Here is a 17,302-nt window from a genome sequence, read left to right on the forward strand (position 1 = left end):
TTACTTGGATCGGGATAAAGCATGCGAAGCCAGTATTGTGGAGAGTTAGACAGCTCATTTATTGATCAGACCGTGACGATCTGCGGTTGGGTTCACCGGCGCCGGGACCACGGTGGCGTCATATTTCTGGACGTGCGTGACCGCGAAGGGGTTATGCAGGTGGTTTTCGACCCGGATGCGGCAGACAGTTTCGAAATTGCAGATCGCGTTCGCTCTGAATACGTTATTCAGGTAACTGGCCGCGTACGTGCCCGACCCGAAGGTACCGTCAACTCCAATATGCGTACCGGTGAAGTTGAGTTGCTGGGCAAAGAGATCCAGGTTCTTAACAAGGCGGCAACACCGCCATTCCCGTTGGATGAGTACTCCGGTGTTGGTGAAGACGTTCGCCTGAAATACCGCTATATGGATTTGCGTCGCCCGGAAATGCAGCAAAAGTTGATTCTGCGTTCAAAAATCACCTCGAGTATTCGCCGTTCGCTGGAAGATCAGGGCTTTATTGATATTGAAACTCCGATTCTGAACCGTGCCACTCCAGAGGGTGCACGGGACTATCTGGTGCCATCGCGTACGCATCCGGGGTCGTTTTTCTCCTTGCCACAGTCCCCTCAGTTGTTCAAACAGCTGTTGATGGTCTCTGGCTTTGATCGGTATTACCAGATTGCCAAGTGTTTCCGGGATGAAGATCTGCGTGCAGACCGACAGCCTGAGTTTACCCAGATTGACCTCGAGACCTCCTTTATGGATGAAGAAGGCATCATGGCGATTACCGAAACCATGATCCGGGATATCTTCAAAGAAGTGTTGAATGTCGAGTTCGATGATTTCGAGCGCATGCCCTTCTCTGAAGCCATGGAGCGTTTTGGCAGTGACAAACCCGATTTGCGTATCCCGCTGGAGCTGGTCACCGTTGGTGACTTAATGACCGAAGTTGAGTTTAAAGTTTTCTCTGGTCCGGCGAAGGATCCAAAAGGTCGCGTAGCGGCCCTGAAGGTGCCGGGTGGTAACAGCCTGACCCGTAAACAGATCGACGACTACACCAAGTACGTCAGCATCTTTGGCGCAAAAGGGTTGGCTTATATTAAGGTGAATGACAAAACGGATCTCGAAGAGGGTCTGCAATCACCGATCGTTAAGTTCCTGCCGACCGACGTCCGTCAATCCTTGCTTGAGCGTTTGGATGCCCAGGATGGCGATCTGATCTTCTTTGGTGCTGATAAAGCCTCCGTTGTGAACGATGCACTGGGTGCATTGCGCTGCAAGATTGGCGAGGATATGAACCTGTACACCAAAGAGTGGGCACCGCTTTGGGTTGTGGACTTCCCGATGTTCGAAGACAACGGCGACGTGCGACTGACGGCGCTTCACCATCCGTTTACCATGCCATCTTGTTCTATTGAAGAGCTGAAGGCTAACCCGGCAGCGGCTTTGTCTAAAGCTTATGACATGGTTCTGAATGGTATGGAGCTGGGTGGTGGCTCGATCCGTATTCATCAGGAAGAAATGCAGAACGCTGTCTTTGATGTGCTGAAGATTGATAAAGAAGAACAGGAAGAGAAGTTTGGATTCCTGCTCTCGGCTCTGCGCTACGGTGCACCTCCGCATGGTGGTCTGGCTTTCGGTCTGGATCGTTTGGTTATGTTGATGACCGGATCTGACTCGATTCGGGAAGTCATTGCCTTTCCGAAAACGCAGACAGCGGCTTGTGTCATGACACACGCACCAGGTCAGGTTGAGCCTGAGCAGTTGAAAGAGCTGAATATTCGGGTTCGTAAACCCCAGTCCGACGCCTGATTACCAGGTTCGGATTCGAAAAACGGGAGCTGTCAGGCTCCCGATTTTTTTTAAACGACACTTGTCATAACCATGATTCATAGATTCAGGAGAAGCATGCATGGCCGGTCACAGTAAATGGGCAAACATTAAACACCGTAAAGCGGCCCAAGACGCCAAACGGGGAAAGATTTTCACTAAAATCATCCGTGAACTGGTGGTTGCGGCAAAAACCGGAGGTCCAAACCCGGAAGACAACCCCACGTTACGCAGTGTTATCGATAAGGCACTGGGCGCTAACATGAAGCGGGATACCATCGATAAAGCGATTGCTCGTGGTGCGGGTAATGCCGATGGTGATAACTACGAAGCGATGACCTATGAAGGCTACAGTGCCGGTGGCGTTGCGGTTTACGTAAAATGCCTGTCCGACAACCGCAATCGCACTGTGAGTGAAATCCGTCACTGCTTTACCAAAACCGGTGGTAATCTGGGTACTGATGGTTCAGTGGCCTATTTGTTTTCGACAGCAGGACAGTTGTTTGTAGAAAAAGCCGAAGAAAACGCGCTGATGGAAGTGGCCCTGGAAGCCGGGGCAGAGGATGTAATCGCCAATGATGATGGCAGTTTTGAGATCCGAACCCAGCCCGATGATTTTACCTCAGTGCGTAATGCGCTTGTTGAGGCGGGCTATGAGCCCGAAGGCGAGGTAACCATGATTCCATCAACGGAAACCGACGTCAGTGGTGACGCCGTAGAAACCGTGCAGCGGCTGATCGACATGTTGGAAGACCTGGATGATGTACAGGCAGTCTATACCAATGCGTCTTTTCAGGATGAGTAAAACGTTTTGGCATTGATACTGGGGATTGACCCGGGTTCGCGTAAAACCGGTTTCGGGCTGATCAATCAGCACGGTACGCGTATGGAGTATGTCTCCAGCGGCGTCATTCGCGTGCACAAAGAGCCTACGCTGGCTGACCGGCTGGATCTGATCTACACCAGCGTCAGTGAAATCATCGAGCAGTTTTCACCCGCCTGTATGGCCATTGAACAGGTGTTTATGGGGCGAGGGCCTGACTCAGCCCTTAAACTGGGGCAAGCCCGCGGTGCTGCCATCATTGCTGGTACCCAGGCCCGCATCGATGTCTACGAGTATGCGGCAAGAAAAGTTAAGCAGTCCGTCGCCGGTAATGGTAATGCAGACAAAGATCAGATCGGTTATATGGTTAAGTCAATCCTGAAATTGCCGGGCGTTCCTCAGGAAGATGCCGCCGATGCCCTTGCCATCGCGTTGTGTCATGCCTACAACCATACCGGTTTAGTCAACATCGCCGGTGCTACCCATTCACGTCGTGGACGGGTTCTCTGATGTCGTTACTCTATGCCATTGAGCTGTTTGGCGTCGCGGTCTTTGCCATGGCCGGTGCCATCGAAGCCGCCAGGAACCGTTTTGACCTGTTTGGTGTGCTGGTGTTGGCCTTCGTCTCAGCACTTGGCGGCGGAACGCTCAGAGATCTGCTTTTGGACCGTTCGCCCTTGTCTTGGATTGCAGACACACGCTTAGCTTATGTGGCACTGGGTTCCGGGTTTGCCATGTTCTTACTGGCCAAGTTTGTACGGATTCCATTCCGGGCACTGCTGTACGCCGATGCCGTCGGGTTGGCCGCCTTTACCGTGAGTGGAACACTCATTGCCATGAATCAATCCATGCCAGGGCTGGTGGCGGTACTGATGGGAATGGCCTCAGGGATCTTTGGTGGTGTCATTCGGGACATTATGGCGAATGAAATCCCCTTGATTTTTCGCCGGGACGTCTATGCGACGGCCTCCTTGAGCGGCGCATTATGGATATATTGGAGTCAAATGTTCGGGCTTAACGATACCGCTTCACTGACTAGCGGATTTATACTGGTCGTGTTGGTTCGTTTTGCCGCCATTCGCTGGCAGCTCTCGTTGCCTGGCTTTCTGAATACAGCGTCTTATCGACGTGAAAATCATCCGGAGGATTTATGATTGGTCGAATACAGGGCACGTTGCTGGAAAACAAAGCACCGGAGTTGCTCGTCGATGTGCACGGCCTGGGTTACGAAATTCAATGCCCGCTGTCGACCATTTTTGCATTACCAGCGACGGGTGAGATAGTGACGCTTCACACGCATCTGGCGATTCGCGAGGATGCGCATGTTCTATACGGTTTTGCGACTCAGAAAGAAAGAACGCTCTTTCGGACGCTGATTAAAATCAGCGGGGTTGGCCCAAAGCTGGCTTTGGCCATACTCAGCGGGATGGAAACCAATCGCTTTATTCAATCGATTCAGGATCAAGACCCCGGGGCTTTAGTTAAGATTCCGGGTGTTGGTAAGAAAACGGCTGAGCGATTGATCGTTGAAATGAAAGATAAGTTAGCGCAGCTGGGCAGTCAGGGTGCGGAGCTGATCACCCCGATGGAAGCACTGGTTGAGAAGAACAGCCGGACGGATGCGCTTCAGGACGCGGAAGGGGCGCTGATTGCGCTGGGCTATAAGCCAACACAGGCCAGTAAGGCGGTATCTAATGTGGCGGCGGATGGTATGTCGTCGGAAGATATTATTCGTGCTGCTCTGAAAGCGATGTAAGAGGGTCTGAACATGATCGAAACGGATCGTTTTATTACACCGGAAGTGGAATCGCCTCGTGAAGTTCAGCACGACCGGGCGATTCGACCGGATACTCTGGCGGAGTATATCGGTCAGCCGGTGGTTAAAGAAAAAATGGAGATCTTCCTCGGTGCCGCGCGTAAACGTGAAGAACCCTTGGATCACACTCTGATTTTTGGCCCGCCGGGCTTAGGTAAGACAACGCTGGCGAACATCATTGCCAATGAAATGGGAGTAAACATCAAAACAACGTCCGGTCCGGTGTTGGAAAAGGCGGGTGATCTTGCGGCCATGCTGACCAATCTGGAAGAAGGGGATGTGCTCTTTATCGACGAAATTCATCGCTTGGCACCCAATGTTGAAGAGGTGCTTTATCCAGCGATGGAGGACTATCAACTGGACATCATGATTGGCGAAGGGCCGGCAGCTCGCAGTATCAAGTTGGAGTTACCACCCTTTACCCTGGTTGGGGCAACGACCCGGGCCGGCTTGCTGACCTCACCACTGCGAGACCGCTTTGGCATCGTAGAGCGGCTTGAATTCTACTCAACCGCCGATCTTGCTGAGATTGTTGAGCGCTCTTCGCGCAAACTCAGTATTGAAATTGATCCGGAAGGCGCCGCAGAAATTGCACGTCGCTCACGGGGCACCCCACGTATTGCAAATCGGTTGTTGAGACGCGTTCGTGATTACGCGGACGTTAAACATGACGGTCAGGTCACTGCTGCCGTCGCCGATGCCGCGTTGAACATGTTGCATGTCGACAGAGCCGGTTTTGATCATCTGGATCGTCGGGTGTTGTTGGCGTTAATCGAAAAGTTTGGCGGTGGTCCTGCCGGTGTTGAAAACATTGCAGCAGCTATCAGCGAAGAGCGCGATACGCTCGAGGATGTCGTGGAGCCGTACCTGATTCAGCAAGGCTATCTGATCAGAACCCCACGTGGCCGTATTGTGACCGATCTGGCCTATCTGCACTTTGATCTTTCCCCATCATCAACGAAAAGCTGAGGTGAGAAGGATTCGGGCAGTGCAAAGGCTTCGAAAATAGCGGTTAACGCTGTCATCTTCCATCTGGTAATTGATGGGGGAATTCTTTAGCCTAGGGCGGATTATAATTACGAGTAGGAACCTTTTCTGTGCCCGAGCAGCTGTCATATTGGCAACTCATTGCCGATGCCTCTTTAGTCGTAAAGCTAGTTATGCTGACCCTTGTTGCGCTGTCTGTCGCTACATGGGTATTTATTTTTGAGCGCAGAAACGTGATGAATCAAGCGGCCAGTAAGTTGGCTGCCTTTGAGGAGCGATTCTGGTCTGGCATTGACTTGGCCCATCTCTATCGTCAGGTGAATGCAAATCCGGATGAAGCCAACTGTGGCGAGTCGATCTTCCGCGCAGGGTTTAAAGAGTTCAGTCGTATGCGACAGCAGAACGTGACCGATGCCGATGGCATCATGGCGGGCTGTCAGCGCGCGATGCGGGTCGCCGTCAGCAAAGAAAATGACCGGCTGGATTCGCACCTGTCGTTTATGGCCACGGTGGGTTCAACCAGTCCTTACATCGGTCTGTTCGGGACTGTATGGGGCATCATGCATTCTTTTCTGGGTCTGGCGACCGTGACTCAAGTCTCCTTGTCGACCGTCGCGCCAGGTATTGCCGAGGCGTTGATTGCAACGGCAATGGGCCTGTTTGCTGCCATTCCGGCGGTGATCGCTTACAACCGATTCTCCGCCCGCAGCGATAAGATCCTGACAGGTATGGAAATGTTTGCTGAGGAGTTCTCCGCGATATTGCATCGCCAGGCGCACCTGCTCGCCACTCAACAGGTTAAGCAACCATCATGATCACTACTCGTCAGCGTCGTAAACCGGTCGCGGAAATGAACGTCGTGCCCTATATCGACGTGATGCTGGTATTGCTGATTATTTTCATGGTGACGGCGCCGATGATGGTGCAAGGCGTCGATGTGGACGTACCCAAGGTTGCCAATGCGCCGTTGAACATTGATGAGCGCGAGCAGTACGTGGTTGTCGCCTTGAGGTCGGATGGACAGGCACTGATTGAACGGGGAAATGAACAGGCCGCAACGGTTGATGACCCGGAGATTACCGGCTATGTCGCCGGAGTTCTCGAAGCACAACCTCAACTGAGAGTATTGTTACGGGCTGATCAGAGCGTGCCGTACGGTCGTGTGATGGCGGTAATGTCCCGTTTGCAGGCGGGCGGCATTGACTCTGTCGGCTTGATCACCGAGGCCCCGGATGAGCAGTCCTGACGTTACCCTGACTCAGCACTTTACCGTACCGATTTTAGCTGCCGTTGTTGTTCATTTGGTGGTGGTTGGTCTTTTGCTGGGCAGTTGGTCACTGTCGTTTCAGCGAACGGTCGATTTTGAGATCCCTGATCATATCCGGGCAGAGATCGTCCGCGTTGACGAGGTGCAGCCGGAGCCGCAACCCGTTGTTGAGCAGCCAGCCCCAAAACCAACACCCAAGCCGGAACCTAAGCCCGAACCGGCTCCGAAACCTGAGCCCAAGCCGGAGCCTGCGCCCCAACCGAAGCCAGAGCCGGTACCTGAGCCGAAACCAGAGCCGGCACCCGTTGAAGATACGGTTGATTTGTCAGAAGCAACCGAACCTGAGACACCTCAGGAACCTGTGCAAGAGCCTCCAGCGGAAACCGCCCCTGAACAGCCAGCGGAACCGAGTCAGGAAGATTTGTTTGAATCGCTGTTAGAAGGGCTGGCTGAAGAAGATGAACAAATCAATCAACAGATCGCCGAGATCGAACAGGCACAGCAGCGGCAGGCTGAAGTTCGACAGCAGGTAAATAACTACCAGGCGGCGATTACAGAGCAAATTGCTCAACGTTGGTCGAGACCGGTTGAGTTGAGACTGATGGATGTTTCACAGCTGGAAGCGTCGGTTTTGGTTGAGTTGTTACCAACCGGAGAGCTGTTGAATGTGACACTTACCCGGTCCAGTGGGAACAGCAACTACGACCAGTCGGTGCTCAGGGCCATTGAGCGTGTGCGTCGATTTTCCGTTCCTGACGATGCTGCCGTATTTGAAGCCGGTGAGTTCCGTCGTTTAAATGTGACCTTCAGACCCGAGGATTTAGATAAGTTATGACATTGTTACGATCTGTCCGACTGATGACGGCAGTGCTGGCATTGTGCTGGCCGCTGCTTTCGCATGCAGACCTCGATATCGTGGTCACCAAAGGGTATGACACCCAAACCAAGATTGCGGTTGTACCGTTTTTCTGGGAAGGCTCGCAGGCGTTACCTGAGCGTGTCGACAACCTGATTACGAATAATCTGGTCAGAACCGGTCGTTTTGACCCATTGGCGCCTGCTAAAATGCTGAGCCAGCCTTATTCGGAAGACGGAGTCTTCTTTCGTGACTGGCGCTTGTTGAATCAGGAGTTTCTGATTATCGGGCATCTCAAGCCTTATGGTGATGCAAAGGTTGAAGCTGAAATTGCTTTATACGATGTGGTCAAAAACCGTCGGGTCGTTCGTGTCACGCAGGTTGTGGGAGTGCATCAGCTGAGAGACTTTGCTCATTCATTGTCGGATCTGTTTTACGAGCGGATGACCGGGGTTCGGGGTATTTTTTCAACCCGTATTGCATTTGTAACCCGCAAGATCGTCTCTCAGCAGCAGTACGATTATCGGCTTCAGATCGCTGACGCCGATGGGCAGCGGGCGCGTACGATTTATCGCTCGAATGAACCGATTATCTCGGTGGCCTGGTCGCAGAAGGGTGATCGTGTTGCCTTTGCTAACAAGGTCGGCGATCGCTGGAAGATATTTATTCAGGATCTACGCAGTGGGCAGGTGAACTCCATTTCAGATGTTCGTGGCTACACCAGTGCACCGAGCTTCTCACCGGACGGTCGTTATCTGGCGTATGTATCCAGTTATCGCAACAGTCCTGAGATATACCTGTATGAATTTCAGACAGGAAAGTCGGAGCGATTGACCCGAAACAGCTACATTGATACCGAGCCGAGCTTTTCCGCCGATTCAAAATCGATCGTTTTCACATCGGAAAAGGGAGGTAGCCCACAAATTTACCGATATGATCTTGCGACCAAGCGCACAGAACGCTTAACCTTTGAGGGTACGCAGAATCTGAGAGCCCGGTACAGTTCGGACGGCAAATACCTGGTTTTTGTGCACCAGATTGACGGACGCTTTCACATCGCGTCGATGGATCTGGCAACCCGGGACATCAGGGTGCTGACCGAGACGAATCTGGACGAGTCACCGTCCATTGCGCCAAACGGAACAATGCTGGTTTATGCGACACAACGCGGAAACCAGGGGGTGCTGGCATGGGTTTCTCTTGATGGGCAGGTCACCAACCAGATGAAGTCTGATTTTGGCGATGTGCTTGAGCCGGCGTGGTCTCCGTACTTGAACTGAATTTAAATACAGTTCAGGATGGACAGCAGAGCCGGACTTAGAATAAAGTTACGGAACAAACAATAAACCTGAATAAATGGGATAGGAATATGGCTAAATCCAAACTGTTAACAGCTGCTGTGATGTCTTCGGCGTTGGTGTTAGTTGCCTGTGGTGGTAACACTGATGATACAGATCAGGGTTCTACAACGACAACGGAACCTGCCGTTGAAGAAGTAGACACTCTGGAACTGGAAACAGACGACGAGTCTATCGAGCTGGTGGTTGAAGATGTTGAACCAGTCGCAGTGATTGAAGATGCAGCAGAAGACGTTTATAACGAACTGCTGGACCTGACACTGGTTTACTTTGATTTCGATAAATCAGTGATTCGTCCTGAGTTCATCGACATGCTGAACGCACATTCTGAGTTCCTGGTTGCGAACCCAACTCAAATGGTCGTACTGGAAGGTCACGCGGATGAGCGTGGTACTCGTGAGTACAACCTGGCTCTGGGTGAGCGTCGTGCTAAGCAGGTTGCTACTTACCTGATGGTTCAAGGCGTATCTGCCGCTCAGATCGATACCGTAAGCTATGGCGAAGAAAAGCCATTGGCAATTGGTAAAACTGAAGCAGAATACTCTCAGAACCGTCGTGTGGAAATTGTCTACAAATAAGGTTCCGATGAATACGAAGCTTTTGATAAGTGCTGCCCTTATGGGCGGCACTTTTGCGTTTACCGGACCGGTATTTTCTGCCGGAGTCCCAATCGAACAGTCGCAGGCTGACCATGTTGCGACCTCTGACAATGCGGTGCCACTTAACCGGCAGCAACCAGGTAACTCCGCTGATTCTGCGCTGATTGAGTCTCTGTTGTTTCAGATACAGGATTTACAGTCCCAGGTCGCTGAACAGCGTGGCATCATCGATGAACTGAGCTATCAGGTTCAGATCCTTCAGCAGGAGCAGAAACAGCGTTACGTCGATCTCGACAAGCGTATTCAGCAATTGCAGGAGCAGGTTGCGAACGCCCCAGCGGTGTCATCTCCGTCTGAAAGTTTGGATGAAAGCCAGCAGGCGGCCATGACCGATGAAGAGATTCTGGCTGAGTACAATGCTGCTAAAGCGTTAATGCTCGATAAGAAGTTTGATGAATCAATCTCTAAACTGGCGATTTTTGCTAAGAAGCATCCAGACCACCCCTTAACGCCTAATGCCTGGTACTGGATCGGTGAGATTTATTTGGTGCAGCGGAACAATGAAGAGGCGCAAAATGCCTTTCAGCGCATCGTGAGCGATTATAGCGAGCACGACAAAGTGCCCGATTCTCTCTATAAACTGGGTGTCATTGCGCAACAGTCGTCACAGACTCAGCAGGCGTCAGCCTATTTCGAGCGCGTGATTCAAAATTACCCCAATACACAATCTGCAAAACTGGCGAAAGCCCGACTGGAAAGTAATTAATCCGATGTCTGAAAACAAATCGAAAGCGGTGGTGCTGTTAAGCGGCGGCCTGGATTCAACGACAGTGTTGGCTAAAGCCAAAGCCGATGGTTGCGAGGTGTACGCCTTAAGCTTTGACTATGGGCAGCGTCATGATTCGGAGCTGGATGCGGCCCGTAAAATCGCGGCAAACGCTCAGGTAGCGGAGCATAAGATTGTTCCGATGAATCTGCGCAGTATCGGCGGTTCTGCACTGACGGACGACGCCATTGATGTGCCTGAACAGGAGTCCGAAGGCATTCCAGCGACTTATGTGCCAGCGCGTAACACCGTGTTTTTGTCGATTGCGCTGGGTTGGGCGGAAGTGATTGATGCGGACGCTATCTATATCGGTGTCAGTGCCGTTGATTATTCCGGTTATCCGGACTGTCGGCCTGAGTACATTGAAGCTTATGAGACGCTTGCAAACCTGGCGACAAAGCGCGGAGTTGAAGGGCGTCGCGTTGAAATCCGAACGCCGCTGATCAATCTGACCAAAGCGGACACGGTGAAACTGGGTCAGTCTTTGGGTGTGGATTATGCCGAGACCGTATCCTGCTACCAGGCGAATGCAAATGGTGAAGCCTGTGGTGTTTGTGATTCTTGTCGTCTTCGTAAGAAAGGGTTTGCCGATGCAGGCATGACAGATCCGACCCGTTACGCTGTTTAACGATGTTCGTCTACCGGTGTTGAGGCATTCGAAAGCCGGTTTGGATGGGCGTGAAATGGTGTCAGCGCCGGTTCTTGGCGGATTTCTGTTCAAAAACAATGACTTGGCGAAATTTTTTTTGAAATAAGGGTTGCCAAGTCACAAAATTTCCATATTATATGCGCCTCCTTCAGGGTCGTTAGCTCAGTTGGTAGAGCAGTTGGCTTTTAACCAATTGGTCGCAGGTTCGAATCCTGCACGACCCACCAATTTTTGTTGGGTTTTCTGAAGGGCACTAAGGGTCGTTAGCTCAGTTGGTAGAGCAGTTGGCTTTTAACCAATTGGTCGCAGGTTCGAATCCTGCACGACCCACCAAATTTTGAAAAGGAGAGCCGAGGCTCTCCTTTTTTTATGGCGATAACAAACCCTGAGTCTTGATTCTGTTCATTGCCACCCGCATTTAGAACGCTAAGATAGACGTCTTAATACAGAGTTGGTACCCCGATGACAAACAAAGTAACGCTTGCAGATCTGAAAGTTAATTTTGAAATTCCGATAGCAGAGCGTACCAGTGAGTTGTCTCCGTCTGAAGTTGACGCCTATCAGTCGCAGATTAAGCAGCTATTAAAAGATAATGACGCTACCTTGGTTGCGCATTATTACTGTGATCCGCTGGTGCAGGCGATGGCGGAGGCATCAGGCGGCTTTATTGGTGATTCGCTCGAAATGGCACGTTATGGACGGGATGTTGATGCTTCTACTGTCGTTGTAGCAGGCGTGCGATTCATGGGCGAAACCGCAAAAATCTTAAGTCCGGACAAGCGCGTACTGATGCCAACTCTGGAAGCGACCTGTTCATTGGACCTAGGCTGTCCGGAAGACGAGTTTTCGAAGTTCTGCGATGAACATCCAGACCGAACGGTGGTTGTCTACGCAAATACCTCGGCCGCAGTTAAAGCACGGGCCGACTGGGTGGTTACCTCGAGTATCGCCCTGGATGTGGTCGATCACCTGGATCGCCAAGGTGAAAAAATTCTCTGGGCGCCGGATCAGCATTTAGGGGCTTACATTCAAAAGCAGACCGGTGCTGATATGTTGCTCTGGAACGGCAGCTGTATCGTGCATGAAGAGTTCCGAGCCAAAGGGCTTGCCGATATGAAGGCCATGTACCCAGAAGCGGCCGTCTTGGTCCATCCGGAGTCGCCTGAAGCTGTGGTTGCATTAGCCGATGTTGTTGGATCGACGACGCAACTGATCAATGCCTCTGAAACGATGGACAATCCCCAGTTCATCGTTGCAACGGATCGAGGCATTTTTTACAAGATGCAGCAGCGATCGCCGCATAAATCCTTCATTGAAGCGCCCACCGCAGGGCAGGGTGCCCATTGTCGTTCCTGTGCGCATTGCCCCTGGATGGCAATGAACGACCTGCAACGGATTAAGGCTGAACTGGAGCGCCCGGCCAATGAAATTCACGTCGCGGACGACCTCATTAATCGGGCTCGGGTACCATTGAACCGAATGCTGGACTTTGCTGATCAGTTGAAACGGGCATAACGGCGGCTGTACAGCTTGAGCTGATTAGACAGGCGTGCGGATTGAGCCGTGTCTTTAGTCGTTTTTGTTTCATCTTTCAGAAACTGCAGGGCGGCCTCTTCGCGACCCGATTGCCAAAGCATCTGAGCGTGCAGCTGCGACCATTGAGGGTGCGCACACTCTTGTGCCGATTGAGTGAGTACATCCAGCGCGTCCAGCGTCATCAGTTGTCGATCTTTGATTTTTAAGGCTTCTGCAAGGGTTTCACAACGATCTGAATCCGCTACTGCCAGCAGGTCAACGTAGGCTGGAAAAAAGTCTGGATACAGTTGAATCATACGGGTTAGTTCGTCCCGGTATGTTTCTGCTGAGTCGGTCAATCGAGCTTGTATCAAGCGCAAGCTGGGACGAGTGTTGACCATGGTGCTCTCCAGCCTGGATAGGATGCTTTTTTGACGCTCTTGAGTCTCCCGTGGACTCAGATTTTTCTGCAAGCTCAGTCCGAGCAATTCAAACTCAGCATTCAGTGCTATTGCTGACGGTGCTGGCTGATAACTCCGACCACTGAGGTTGGACGCACGGTTTCTGCCTAAAGGGTGAGAACGCAGAAACTCAAGTTGTCCGCCTGAAGCGCTGAGTTCATCCAGTCGGCGAAAAAATCGACGTCCGGCTTCCGGGTCCAGATCGGCATTGATCAGGATTTCCTGCGCGAGCTGATCCGCTTCCGTTTCCATCGCACGACTGAAACTCAGTTGATCTTGTCGGCTGATGGCGAGCGAGCTGAGCAGGGTAGCATTTGCGGCTTCAGGGTTTTCGCCGGCCAACAGGATGGTAAGCAGAACACCGCCGGCAATGGTCAGTAGCTGTTGCTTATTGTCCTGCTGAATGCGCGAGAAGTGATCAAGCCCGATATGGGCCATTTCATGCGCGATAACCGATGCCAGTTCAGCCTGATCTTCGGCGGAGAGGAACAGTCCGGAGTTGATGCCGATCAGGTTGCCGGGCATCGCAAAGGCATTGATGCGACGGTCTCGAATGGGAAGTATGATCGTTGGTCCGATTGGGTCCTGACTGCTCAGGTTCAGGTCCAGATAAGCCTGCTCCAACCAATAGGCCAGGTGATGATCATTGATTAGCTGCCCCTGTCGATTGAGCGCTCGAACGGCGTAATCGCGAAAATCCGCTGATTCGGTCGAAGACCAGCCAAAACTCTGATCGCCGAAATCGGCCAGTGTCGTGGTTGGGATGAGCAGGAGGGTTGTCAGCAAGGTGTGGATCAGGAATTTCATACAACGGGATAGTCGACTCACGGATTCTCAGATACCATCTTATCCTGTTAGCAGACAGTAAATATCAACCCCTTGTAATTGACTTGTAAAACAATGACCCAAATCTTAGTGGACGCAAGCGAGTTGCGTTGCCCATTGCCCTTATTGAAACTGAAGCAGGCGTTGGCGCAAGTGCAAATCGGCGATGAAGTCGTGTTGTTGGCGACCGACGCTGGTTCCTGCCGGGATGTGCCGGCATTCGTCGCTTTGACCGCCCATCAGCTTATATCGCAACAGGAAACGGATGGTCAGTACCGTTTCGCTGTGCAGAAAGGAGAATGACATTGAAAATTTATCGGGTCGTTTCGGACTTTTTCCATCGGTATTTTTCCGACGAAGAAGCCGTCATCGTATTCCTGCTGTTTCTCATCTGCTTCATTCTTATTTACATGTTTGGCGGCATTCTGACGCCACTGCTGGCCGCTGTAATTTTGTCGTACCTGCTGTCACCGTTGGTCGACAAGCTGCAGTCCTATAGGGTGCCGCATGGGCTGTCGGTGATCATCGTGTTTTTAGTGTTCTTCGGTGTGCTTCTGGTCAGTTTGCTGACCATGGTGCCAGCACTGATTAAACAGATATCGGCTTTGGTGTCTGATGTCCCCGGAATGATGCGAACCTTTCAAAGCCAGCTGGAGTTGTTACCTGAAAAGTATCCGGACCTGCTTTCTCAGGAGCTGGTCGGGCATTGGAGTGGCAGTCTCGATCTGAGCCAGATCGGTCAGCAGCTATCGGCGTGGTTGCCGAACGTAGTGAGTTTTTCGTTGAATACCTTACCTGCCATTATCAGTGTGCTGATCTATGTGATTGTCGTCCCGCTGATGGTGTTTTTCATTTTGAAAGACCGTGACGAGCTTTGGTCCGGGTTTAAATCGATGCTGCCGGATCAGCGACGACTGATGAACGAAATTGCCATCGAAATGAACCAGCAGATTGCTAACTACATACGCGGTAAAGCCATCGAGATAATCATTGTTGGTGGCGTGACCTTTATTACCTTCACGCTATTAGGGCTGAACTATGCGGCGCTGTTAAGTGTTCTGGTGGGTTTTTCGGTACTCATCCCCTATATCGGTGCCACTGTGGTGACCATCCCGGTATTTGCCATCGGGGTGTTCCAATGGGGCTTCGCTCCGGAGCTGTACTGGGTTCTGATTGCCTACCTGGTGATTCAGGTGCTGGATGGCAACGTACTGGTGCCGCTGCTGTTTTCTGAGGCGGTCAACCTGCACCCGGTCTCAATTATCGCCGCGGTGCTTGTCTTTGGCGGTTTGTGGGGGTTCTGGGGTATCTTTTTTGCCATACCGCTGGCGACGTTGGTCAAAGCCATCGTTAATGCCTGGCCGTCGTCGGTGATTTCAGATCCGACGGAACCCGCCGACCCCTGAGGGCTGACCGACCCGGTCAGCCGGTTTTTTGAGAGTCTGCAGCCTCGCCCGATTCCAGAATGTCGATGACGTCGTGTACGTGATTGCGTACTTCCACGTTACGCCACTCTCGAATCAGGTGACCCCGTTCGTCCAATAAAAAACTGGATCGACACAAGCTGGTGATGGGTTTGCCAAACAGCAGCTTTTCTCTCAGAACGCCAAATAACTCGCATAACCGACCATCTTCGTCGGAAATGAGCTCAAAGGGTAAGGCCTGGGCTTCTTTAAAGGATTCATGGTCTTCCAATGAGTCGCGACTGACTCCGAAAACCAGCGTATTTTGTCGCCGGAATCGCTGATAGTTAGCGGCAAAATCCTGGTTTTCGATTGTGCAGGCGGGGGTGTGATCTTTCGGGTAAAAGTACAGCAGAATCTTATGACCCTGTAAGGCCCTGAGTTGGACGTTTTTATGACTCGTGGCCGGAACGATAAAGTCTGGAACTGAATCGCCTACCTGGATCATAGTTTGCCTCCTGAGTGTGGGTTTTTCTGGTTGTTTTTTAAACGCTCAGCAGTTCAGTATGGCCCAAATCCTGATTTTCGCCAGTAATACGCTTGTGCAAGCCAGAGCCCGTCAGTACCATTGCAGGCATCGCGATGGAGAGTTGAAGTTATGATCACCGGCAGTTTGGTTGCCCTTGTTACTCCGATGAATGCTGATGGTTCAGTCGATTGGCAGAGTCTGGAAAATCTAATTGAATTTCATGTAGAAAACGACACCGCAGCGATCGTTATCGTTGGTACGACCGGTGAGTCCGCCACGCTGGATATGAACGAGCATGAAGCGGTCATTAAGTTTGGTGTTGAGAAGTCAGCCGGACGCATTCCTGTCATTGCCGGGACCGGTGGTAATTCTACGGCCGAGGCCATTCATCTGACCACGGCTGCCAAACGGGTCGGTGCCGACGCAGCGCTGATTGTCACACCTTATTACAACAAGCCTTCTCAGGAAGGGTTGTATCAGCATTTCCGGGCCATCGCAGAAGCCGTCGATATTCCTCAGATTCTATACAATGTTCCCGGCCGGACGGCCTGCGACCTTTTACCTGAGACTGTTTTGCGTCTGGTTGATGTTCCTAACATCATCGGCATTAAAGAAGCCACGGGCGATCTTGACCGGGCACGTACTCTGATTGAGCAGGTGCCGGATGATTTCGCTGTATACAGTGGCGACGACGCCACTGCGTTGGAACTGATTTTACTGGGTGGTCACGGGGACATATCCGTGACCGCAAACGTCTCACCGAAGGCGATGGCCAGCATGTGCAAAGCTGCGCTTGAAAAAAATGAAGAGCTGGCCCGACGATTAAACGACTCGTTAATGCCGCTGCACACCAAGCTTTTTGTTGAAGCCAATCCGGTGCCGGTGAAGTGGGCATTGAACCTGATGGGATTAATCCCGAATGGTATCCGACTGCCATTGGTTTGGTTGGACGAAAAACATCATGAAGCGGTGACCAAGGCGATGATGGAGTCTGGAATCCTATAATGAGCAATCGTCGATTCTTAACCGCTATTACGGTGAGCGCGTTGTGGCTCGCCGGGTGCGCGTCTGACCCTGTCTATGTCAGCTACACCCATCCGGAAAACAGCGACCGCGATTGGTACCCCATTCCGGCGGATGCCCCTTCCCAGGTAGAAGTTTCTGACCCAGAGGTGCCAAGAGTTACATTGAGTGAACCTCTCGATACCGACACTCAAACCGAGGCCGGTGCACTGAGCGTGGTTCGTCGTTCAGACAGTCTCGGCAATGAAACATTGCTCATGAATCGTCGTCCTGGCACGGCCTGGGAAGTAATGAACACCGCGCTGACGGCGTTGGACTTGACGGTCTCTGATCGGAACCGGGAAGAATACCGCTTTGAAATCACGCTTGGTGAGGACCGTACCGGTCTGTTCTCCTTTTTTCAGCAGGCGGAGCGTCTGAACATCGTTCTGATTCCTCAGGGCGTCGAGACCATCGTCGCCATTGAAGGTGAAAACGACGAGGTTCCGGAGTCCGACGCCGCGAGCGACATCATTGACCGATTGTTGAAACATTTCCAGACGACAGGCTGATT

General features: G+C 51.9%; 20 protein-coding genes and 2 tRNA genes. 20 read left to right on the forward strand and 2 right to left on the reverse strand.

From position 1 onward, the window contains the following. Positions 1-21: 21 nt before the first annotated feature. From aspS to nadA, 16 genes are all read left to right on the forward strand, one after another. On the forward strand, positions 22-1,794 hold the full coding sequence (gene aspS, locus MED297_RS04340; RefSeq protein ID WP_008042678.1) for an aspartate--tRNA ligase: 1,773 nt from the start codon (positions 22-24) through the stop codon (positions 1,792-1,794). A 100-nt stretch (positions 1,795-1,894) separates the two neighbouring features. Beyond that, a complete protein-coding gene (locus tag MED297_RS04345; protein WP_008042689.1) occupies positions 1,895-2,617 on the forward strand; it encodes a YebC/PmpR family DNA-binding transcriptional regulator in 723 nt (240 codons plus the stop codon). A 6-nt stretch (positions 2,618-2,623) separates the two neighbouring features. After that, complete coding sequence (ruvC, locus tag MED297_RS04350) at positions 2,624-3,145, forward strand: crossover junction endodeoxyribonuclease RuvC (protein WP_040556444.1); 522 nt, start codon at positions 2,624-2,626, stop codon at positions 3,143-3,145. Beyond that, positions 3,145-3,789, forward strand: coding sequence for a trimeric intracellular cation channel family protein (locus MED297_RS04355; RefSeq protein WP_008042695.1), 645 nt, complete (start codon positions 3,145-3,147; stop codon positions 3,787-3,789). The genes ruvC and MED297_RS04355 overlap by 1 nt, the downstream gene beginning before the upstream one ends. After that, on the forward strand, positions 3,786-4,391 hold the full coding sequence (gene ruvA / locus MED297_RS04360; RefSeq protein WP_008042696.1) for a Holliday junction branch migration protein RuvA: 606 nt from the start codon (positions 3,786-3,788) through the stop codon (positions 4,389-4,391). Before MED297_RS04355 ends, ruvA begins: the two co-directional genes overlap by 4 nt. A gap of 12 nt (positions 4,392-4,403) precedes the next feature. Next, a complete protein-coding gene (gene ruvB, locus MED297_RS04365; protein WP_008042697.1) occupies positions 4,404-5,420 on the forward strand; it encodes a Holliday junction branch migration DNA helicase RuvB in 1,017 nt (338 codons plus the stop codon). Positions 5,421-5,548: 128 nt separating this feature from the next. After that, positions 5,549-6,253: a protein TolQ gene (gene tolQ, locus MED297_RS04370; RefSeq protein ID WP_040556445.1), complete on the forward strand. Its 705-nt coding sequence runs from the start codon at positions 5,549-5,551 to the stop codon at positions 6,251-6,253. Next, positions 6,250-6,684, forward strand: a complete 435-nt coding sequence (gene tolR, locus MED297_RS04375) for a protein TolR (RefSeq protein ID WP_008042699.1) — start codon at positions 6,250-6,252, stop codon at positions 6,682-6,684. Before tolQ ends, tolR begins: the two co-directional genes overlap by 4 nt. Next, on the forward strand, positions 6,671-7,540 hold the full coding sequence (gene tolA, locus MED297_RS22025; RefSeq protein ID WP_008042700.1) for a cell envelope integrity protein TolA: 870 nt from the start codon (positions 6,671-6,673) through the stop codon (positions 7,538-7,540). Before tolR ends, tolA begins: the two co-directional genes overlap by 14 nt. Then, a complete protein-coding gene (gene tolB, locus MED297_RS04385; protein ID WP_008042701.1) occupies positions 7,537-8,841 on the forward strand; it encodes a Tol-Pal system beta propeller repeat protein TolB in 1,305 nt (434 codons plus the stop codon). Before tolA ends, tolB begins: the two co-directional genes overlap by 4 nt. Positions 8,842-8,930: 89 nt before the next feature. Continuing rightward, positions 8,931-9,497: a peptidoglycan-associated lipoprotein Pal gene (gene pal / locus MED297_RS04390; RefSeq protein ID WP_008042703.1), complete on the forward strand. Its 567-nt coding sequence runs from the start codon at positions 8,931-8,933 to the stop codon at positions 9,495-9,497. 40 nt (positions 9,498-9,537) lie between these two features. Continuing rightward, positions 9,538-10,284, forward strand: a complete 747-nt coding sequence (ybgF, locus tag MED297_RS04395; protein ID WP_008042704.1) for a tol-pal system protein YbgF — start codon at positions 9,538-9,540, stop codon at positions 10,282-10,284. 4 nt (positions 10,285-10,288) lie between these two features. Continuing rightward, positions 10,289-10,972 carry a 7-cyano-7-deazaguanine synthase QueC gene (queC, locus tag MED297_RS04400; protein ID WP_008042705.1) on the forward strand — a complete coding sequence of 228 codons (684 nt, stop codon included), beginning with the start codon at positions 10,289-10,291 and terminating at the stop codon, positions 10,970-10,972. Between the two features lie 172 nt (positions 10,973-11,144). Continuing rightward, positions 11,145-11,220, forward strand: a tRNA-Lys gene (locus MED297_RS04405). Positions 11,221-11,250: 30 nt separating this feature from the next. After that, positions 11,251-11,326, forward strand: a tRNA-Lys gene (locus tag MED297_RS04410). Between the two features lie 129 nt (positions 11,327-11,455). Next, on the forward strand, positions 11,456-12,508 hold the full coding sequence (nadA, locus tag MED297_RS04415) for a quinolinate synthase NadA (RefSeq protein WP_008042706.1): 1,053 nt from the start codon (positions 11,456-11,458) through the stop codon (positions 12,506-12,508). On the opposite strand, the gene MED297_RS21060 is transcribed toward nadA, so the two are convergent. Next, on the reverse strand, positions 12,490-13,776 hold the full coding sequence (locus tag MED297_RS21060; RefSeq protein WP_008042707.1) for a M48 family metallopeptidase: 1,287 nt from the start codon (positions 13,774-13,776) through the stop codon (positions 12,490-12,492). The genes nadA and MED297_RS21060 overlap by 19 nt on opposite strands. A gap of 93 nt (positions 13,777-13,869) precedes the next feature. Here MED297_RS21060 and MED297_RS04425 point away from each other — a divergent pair, with 93 nt between their 5' ends. Beyond that, positions 13,870-14,097, forward strand: a complete 228-nt coding sequence (locus MED297_RS04425) for a sulfurtransferase TusA family protein (protein ID WP_040556446.1) — start codon at positions 13,870-13,872, stop codon at positions 14,095-14,097. Continuing rightward, positions 14,094-15,200, forward strand: coding sequence for an AI-2E family transporter (locus MED297_RS04430; RefSeq protein WP_008042709.1), 1,107 nt, complete (start codon positions 14,094-14,096; stop codon positions 15,198-15,200). Before MED297_RS04425 ends, MED297_RS04430 begins: the two co-directional genes overlap by 4 nt. 16 nt (positions 15,201-15,216) lie before the next feature. Here the strand turns inward: MED297_RS04430 and MED297_RS04435 are convergent, their stop codons facing one another. Further along, positions 15,217-15,705: a peroxiredoxin gene (locus MED297_RS04435; RefSeq protein WP_008042710.1), complete on the reverse strand. Its 489-nt coding sequence runs from the start codon at positions 15,703-15,705 to the stop codon at positions 15,217-15,219. Positions 15,706-15,855: 150 nt separating this feature from the next. On the opposite strand from MED297_RS04435, the gene dapA reads away from it, so the two are divergent. Both dapA and MED297_RS04445 read left to right on the forward strand, forming a co-directional pair. Beyond that, positions 15,856-16,731: a 4-hydroxy-tetrahydrodipicolinate synthase gene (dapA, locus tag MED297_RS04440; RefSeq protein ID WP_008042711.1), complete on the forward strand. Its 876-nt coding sequence runs from the start codon at positions 15,856-15,858 to the stop codon at positions 16,729-16,731. After that, positions 16,731-17,300, forward strand: a complete 570-nt coding sequence (locus MED297_RS04445; RefSeq protein WP_008042712.1) for a hypothetical protein — start codon at positions 16,731-16,733, stop codon at positions 17,298-17,300. The genes dapA and MED297_RS04445 overlap by 1 nt, the downstream gene beginning before the upstream one ends. Positions 17,301-17,302: the final 2 nt, after the last annotated feature.

Origin of the sequence: Reinekea blandensis MED297, assembly GCF_000153185.1 — a bacterium.
Classification (GTDB): Bacteria; Pseudomonadota; Gammaproteobacteria; order Pseudomonadales; family Natronospirillaceae; genus Reinekea; species Reinekea blandensis.

Bases quoted from the DNA above. Each gene is read 5' to 3' on its own strand.
- aspS (WP_008042678.1), top strand. From the start codon at position 22: ATGCGAAGCCAGTATTGTGGAGAGTTAGACAGCTCATTTATTGATCAG.
- MED297_RS04345 (WP_008042689.1), top strand. From the start codon at position 1,895: ATGGCCGGTCACAGTAAATGGGCAAACATTAAACACCGTAAAGCGGCC.
- MED297_RS04355 (WP_008042695.1), top strand. From the start codon at position 3,145: ATGTCGTTACTCTATGCCATTGAGCTGTTTGGCGTCGCGGTCTTTGCC.
- ruvA (WP_008042696.1), top strand. From the start codon at position 3,786: ATGATTGGTCGAATACAGGGCACGTTGCTGGAAAACAAAGCACCGGAG.
- ruvB (WP_008042697.1), top strand. From the start codon at position 4,404: ATGATCGAAACGGATCGTTTTATTACACCGGAAGTGGAATCGCCTCGT.
- tolR (WP_008042699.1), top strand. From the start codon at position 6,250: ATGATCACTACTCGTCAGCGTCGTAAACCGGTCGCGGAAATGAACGTC.
- tolA (WP_008042700.1), top strand. From the start codon at position 6,671: ATGAGCAGTCCTGACGTTACCCTGACTCAGCACTTTACCGTACCGATT.
- tolB (WP_008042701.1), top strand. From the start codon at position 7,537: ATGACATTGTTACGATCTGTCCGACTGATGACGGCAGTGCTGGCATTG.
- pal (WP_008042703.1), top strand. From the start codon at position 8,931: ATGGCTAAATCCAAACTGTTAACAGCTGCTGTGATGTCTTCGGCGTTG.
- ybgF (WP_008042704.1), top strand. From the start codon at position 9,538: ATGGGCGGCACTTTTGCGTTTACCGGACCGGTATTTTCTGCCGGAGTC.
- queC (WP_008042705.1), top strand. From the start codon at position 10,289: ATGTCTGAAAACAAATCGAAAGCGGTGGTGCTGTTAAGCGGCGGCCTG.
- nadA (WP_008042706.1), top strand. From the start codon at position 11,456: ATGACAAACAAAGTAACGCTTGCAGATCTGAAAGTTAATTTTGAAATT.
- MED297_RS21060 (WP_008042707.1), bottom strand. From the start codon at position 13,776: ATGAAATTCCTGATCCACACCTTGCTGACAACCCTCCTGCTCATCCCA.
- MED297_RS04425 (WP_040556446.1), top strand. From the start codon at position 13,870: ATGACCCAAATCTTAGTGGACGCAAGCGAGTTGCGTTGCCCATTGCCC.
- MED297_RS04430 (WP_008042709.1), top strand. From the start codon at position 14,094: ATGACATTGAAAATTTATCGGGTCGTTTCGGACTTTTTCCATCGGTAT.
- MED297_RS04435 (WP_008042710.1), bottom strand. From the start codon at position 15,705: ATGATCCAGGTAGGCGATTCAGTTCCAGACTTTATCGTTCCGGCCACG.
- dapA (WP_008042711.1), top strand. From the start codon at position 15,856: ATGATCACCGGCAGTTTGGTTGCCCTTGTTACTCCGATGAATGCTGAT.
- MED297_RS04445 (WP_008042712.1), top strand. From the start codon at position 16,731: ATGAGCAATCGTCGATTCTTAACCGCTATTACGGTGAGCGCGTTGTGG.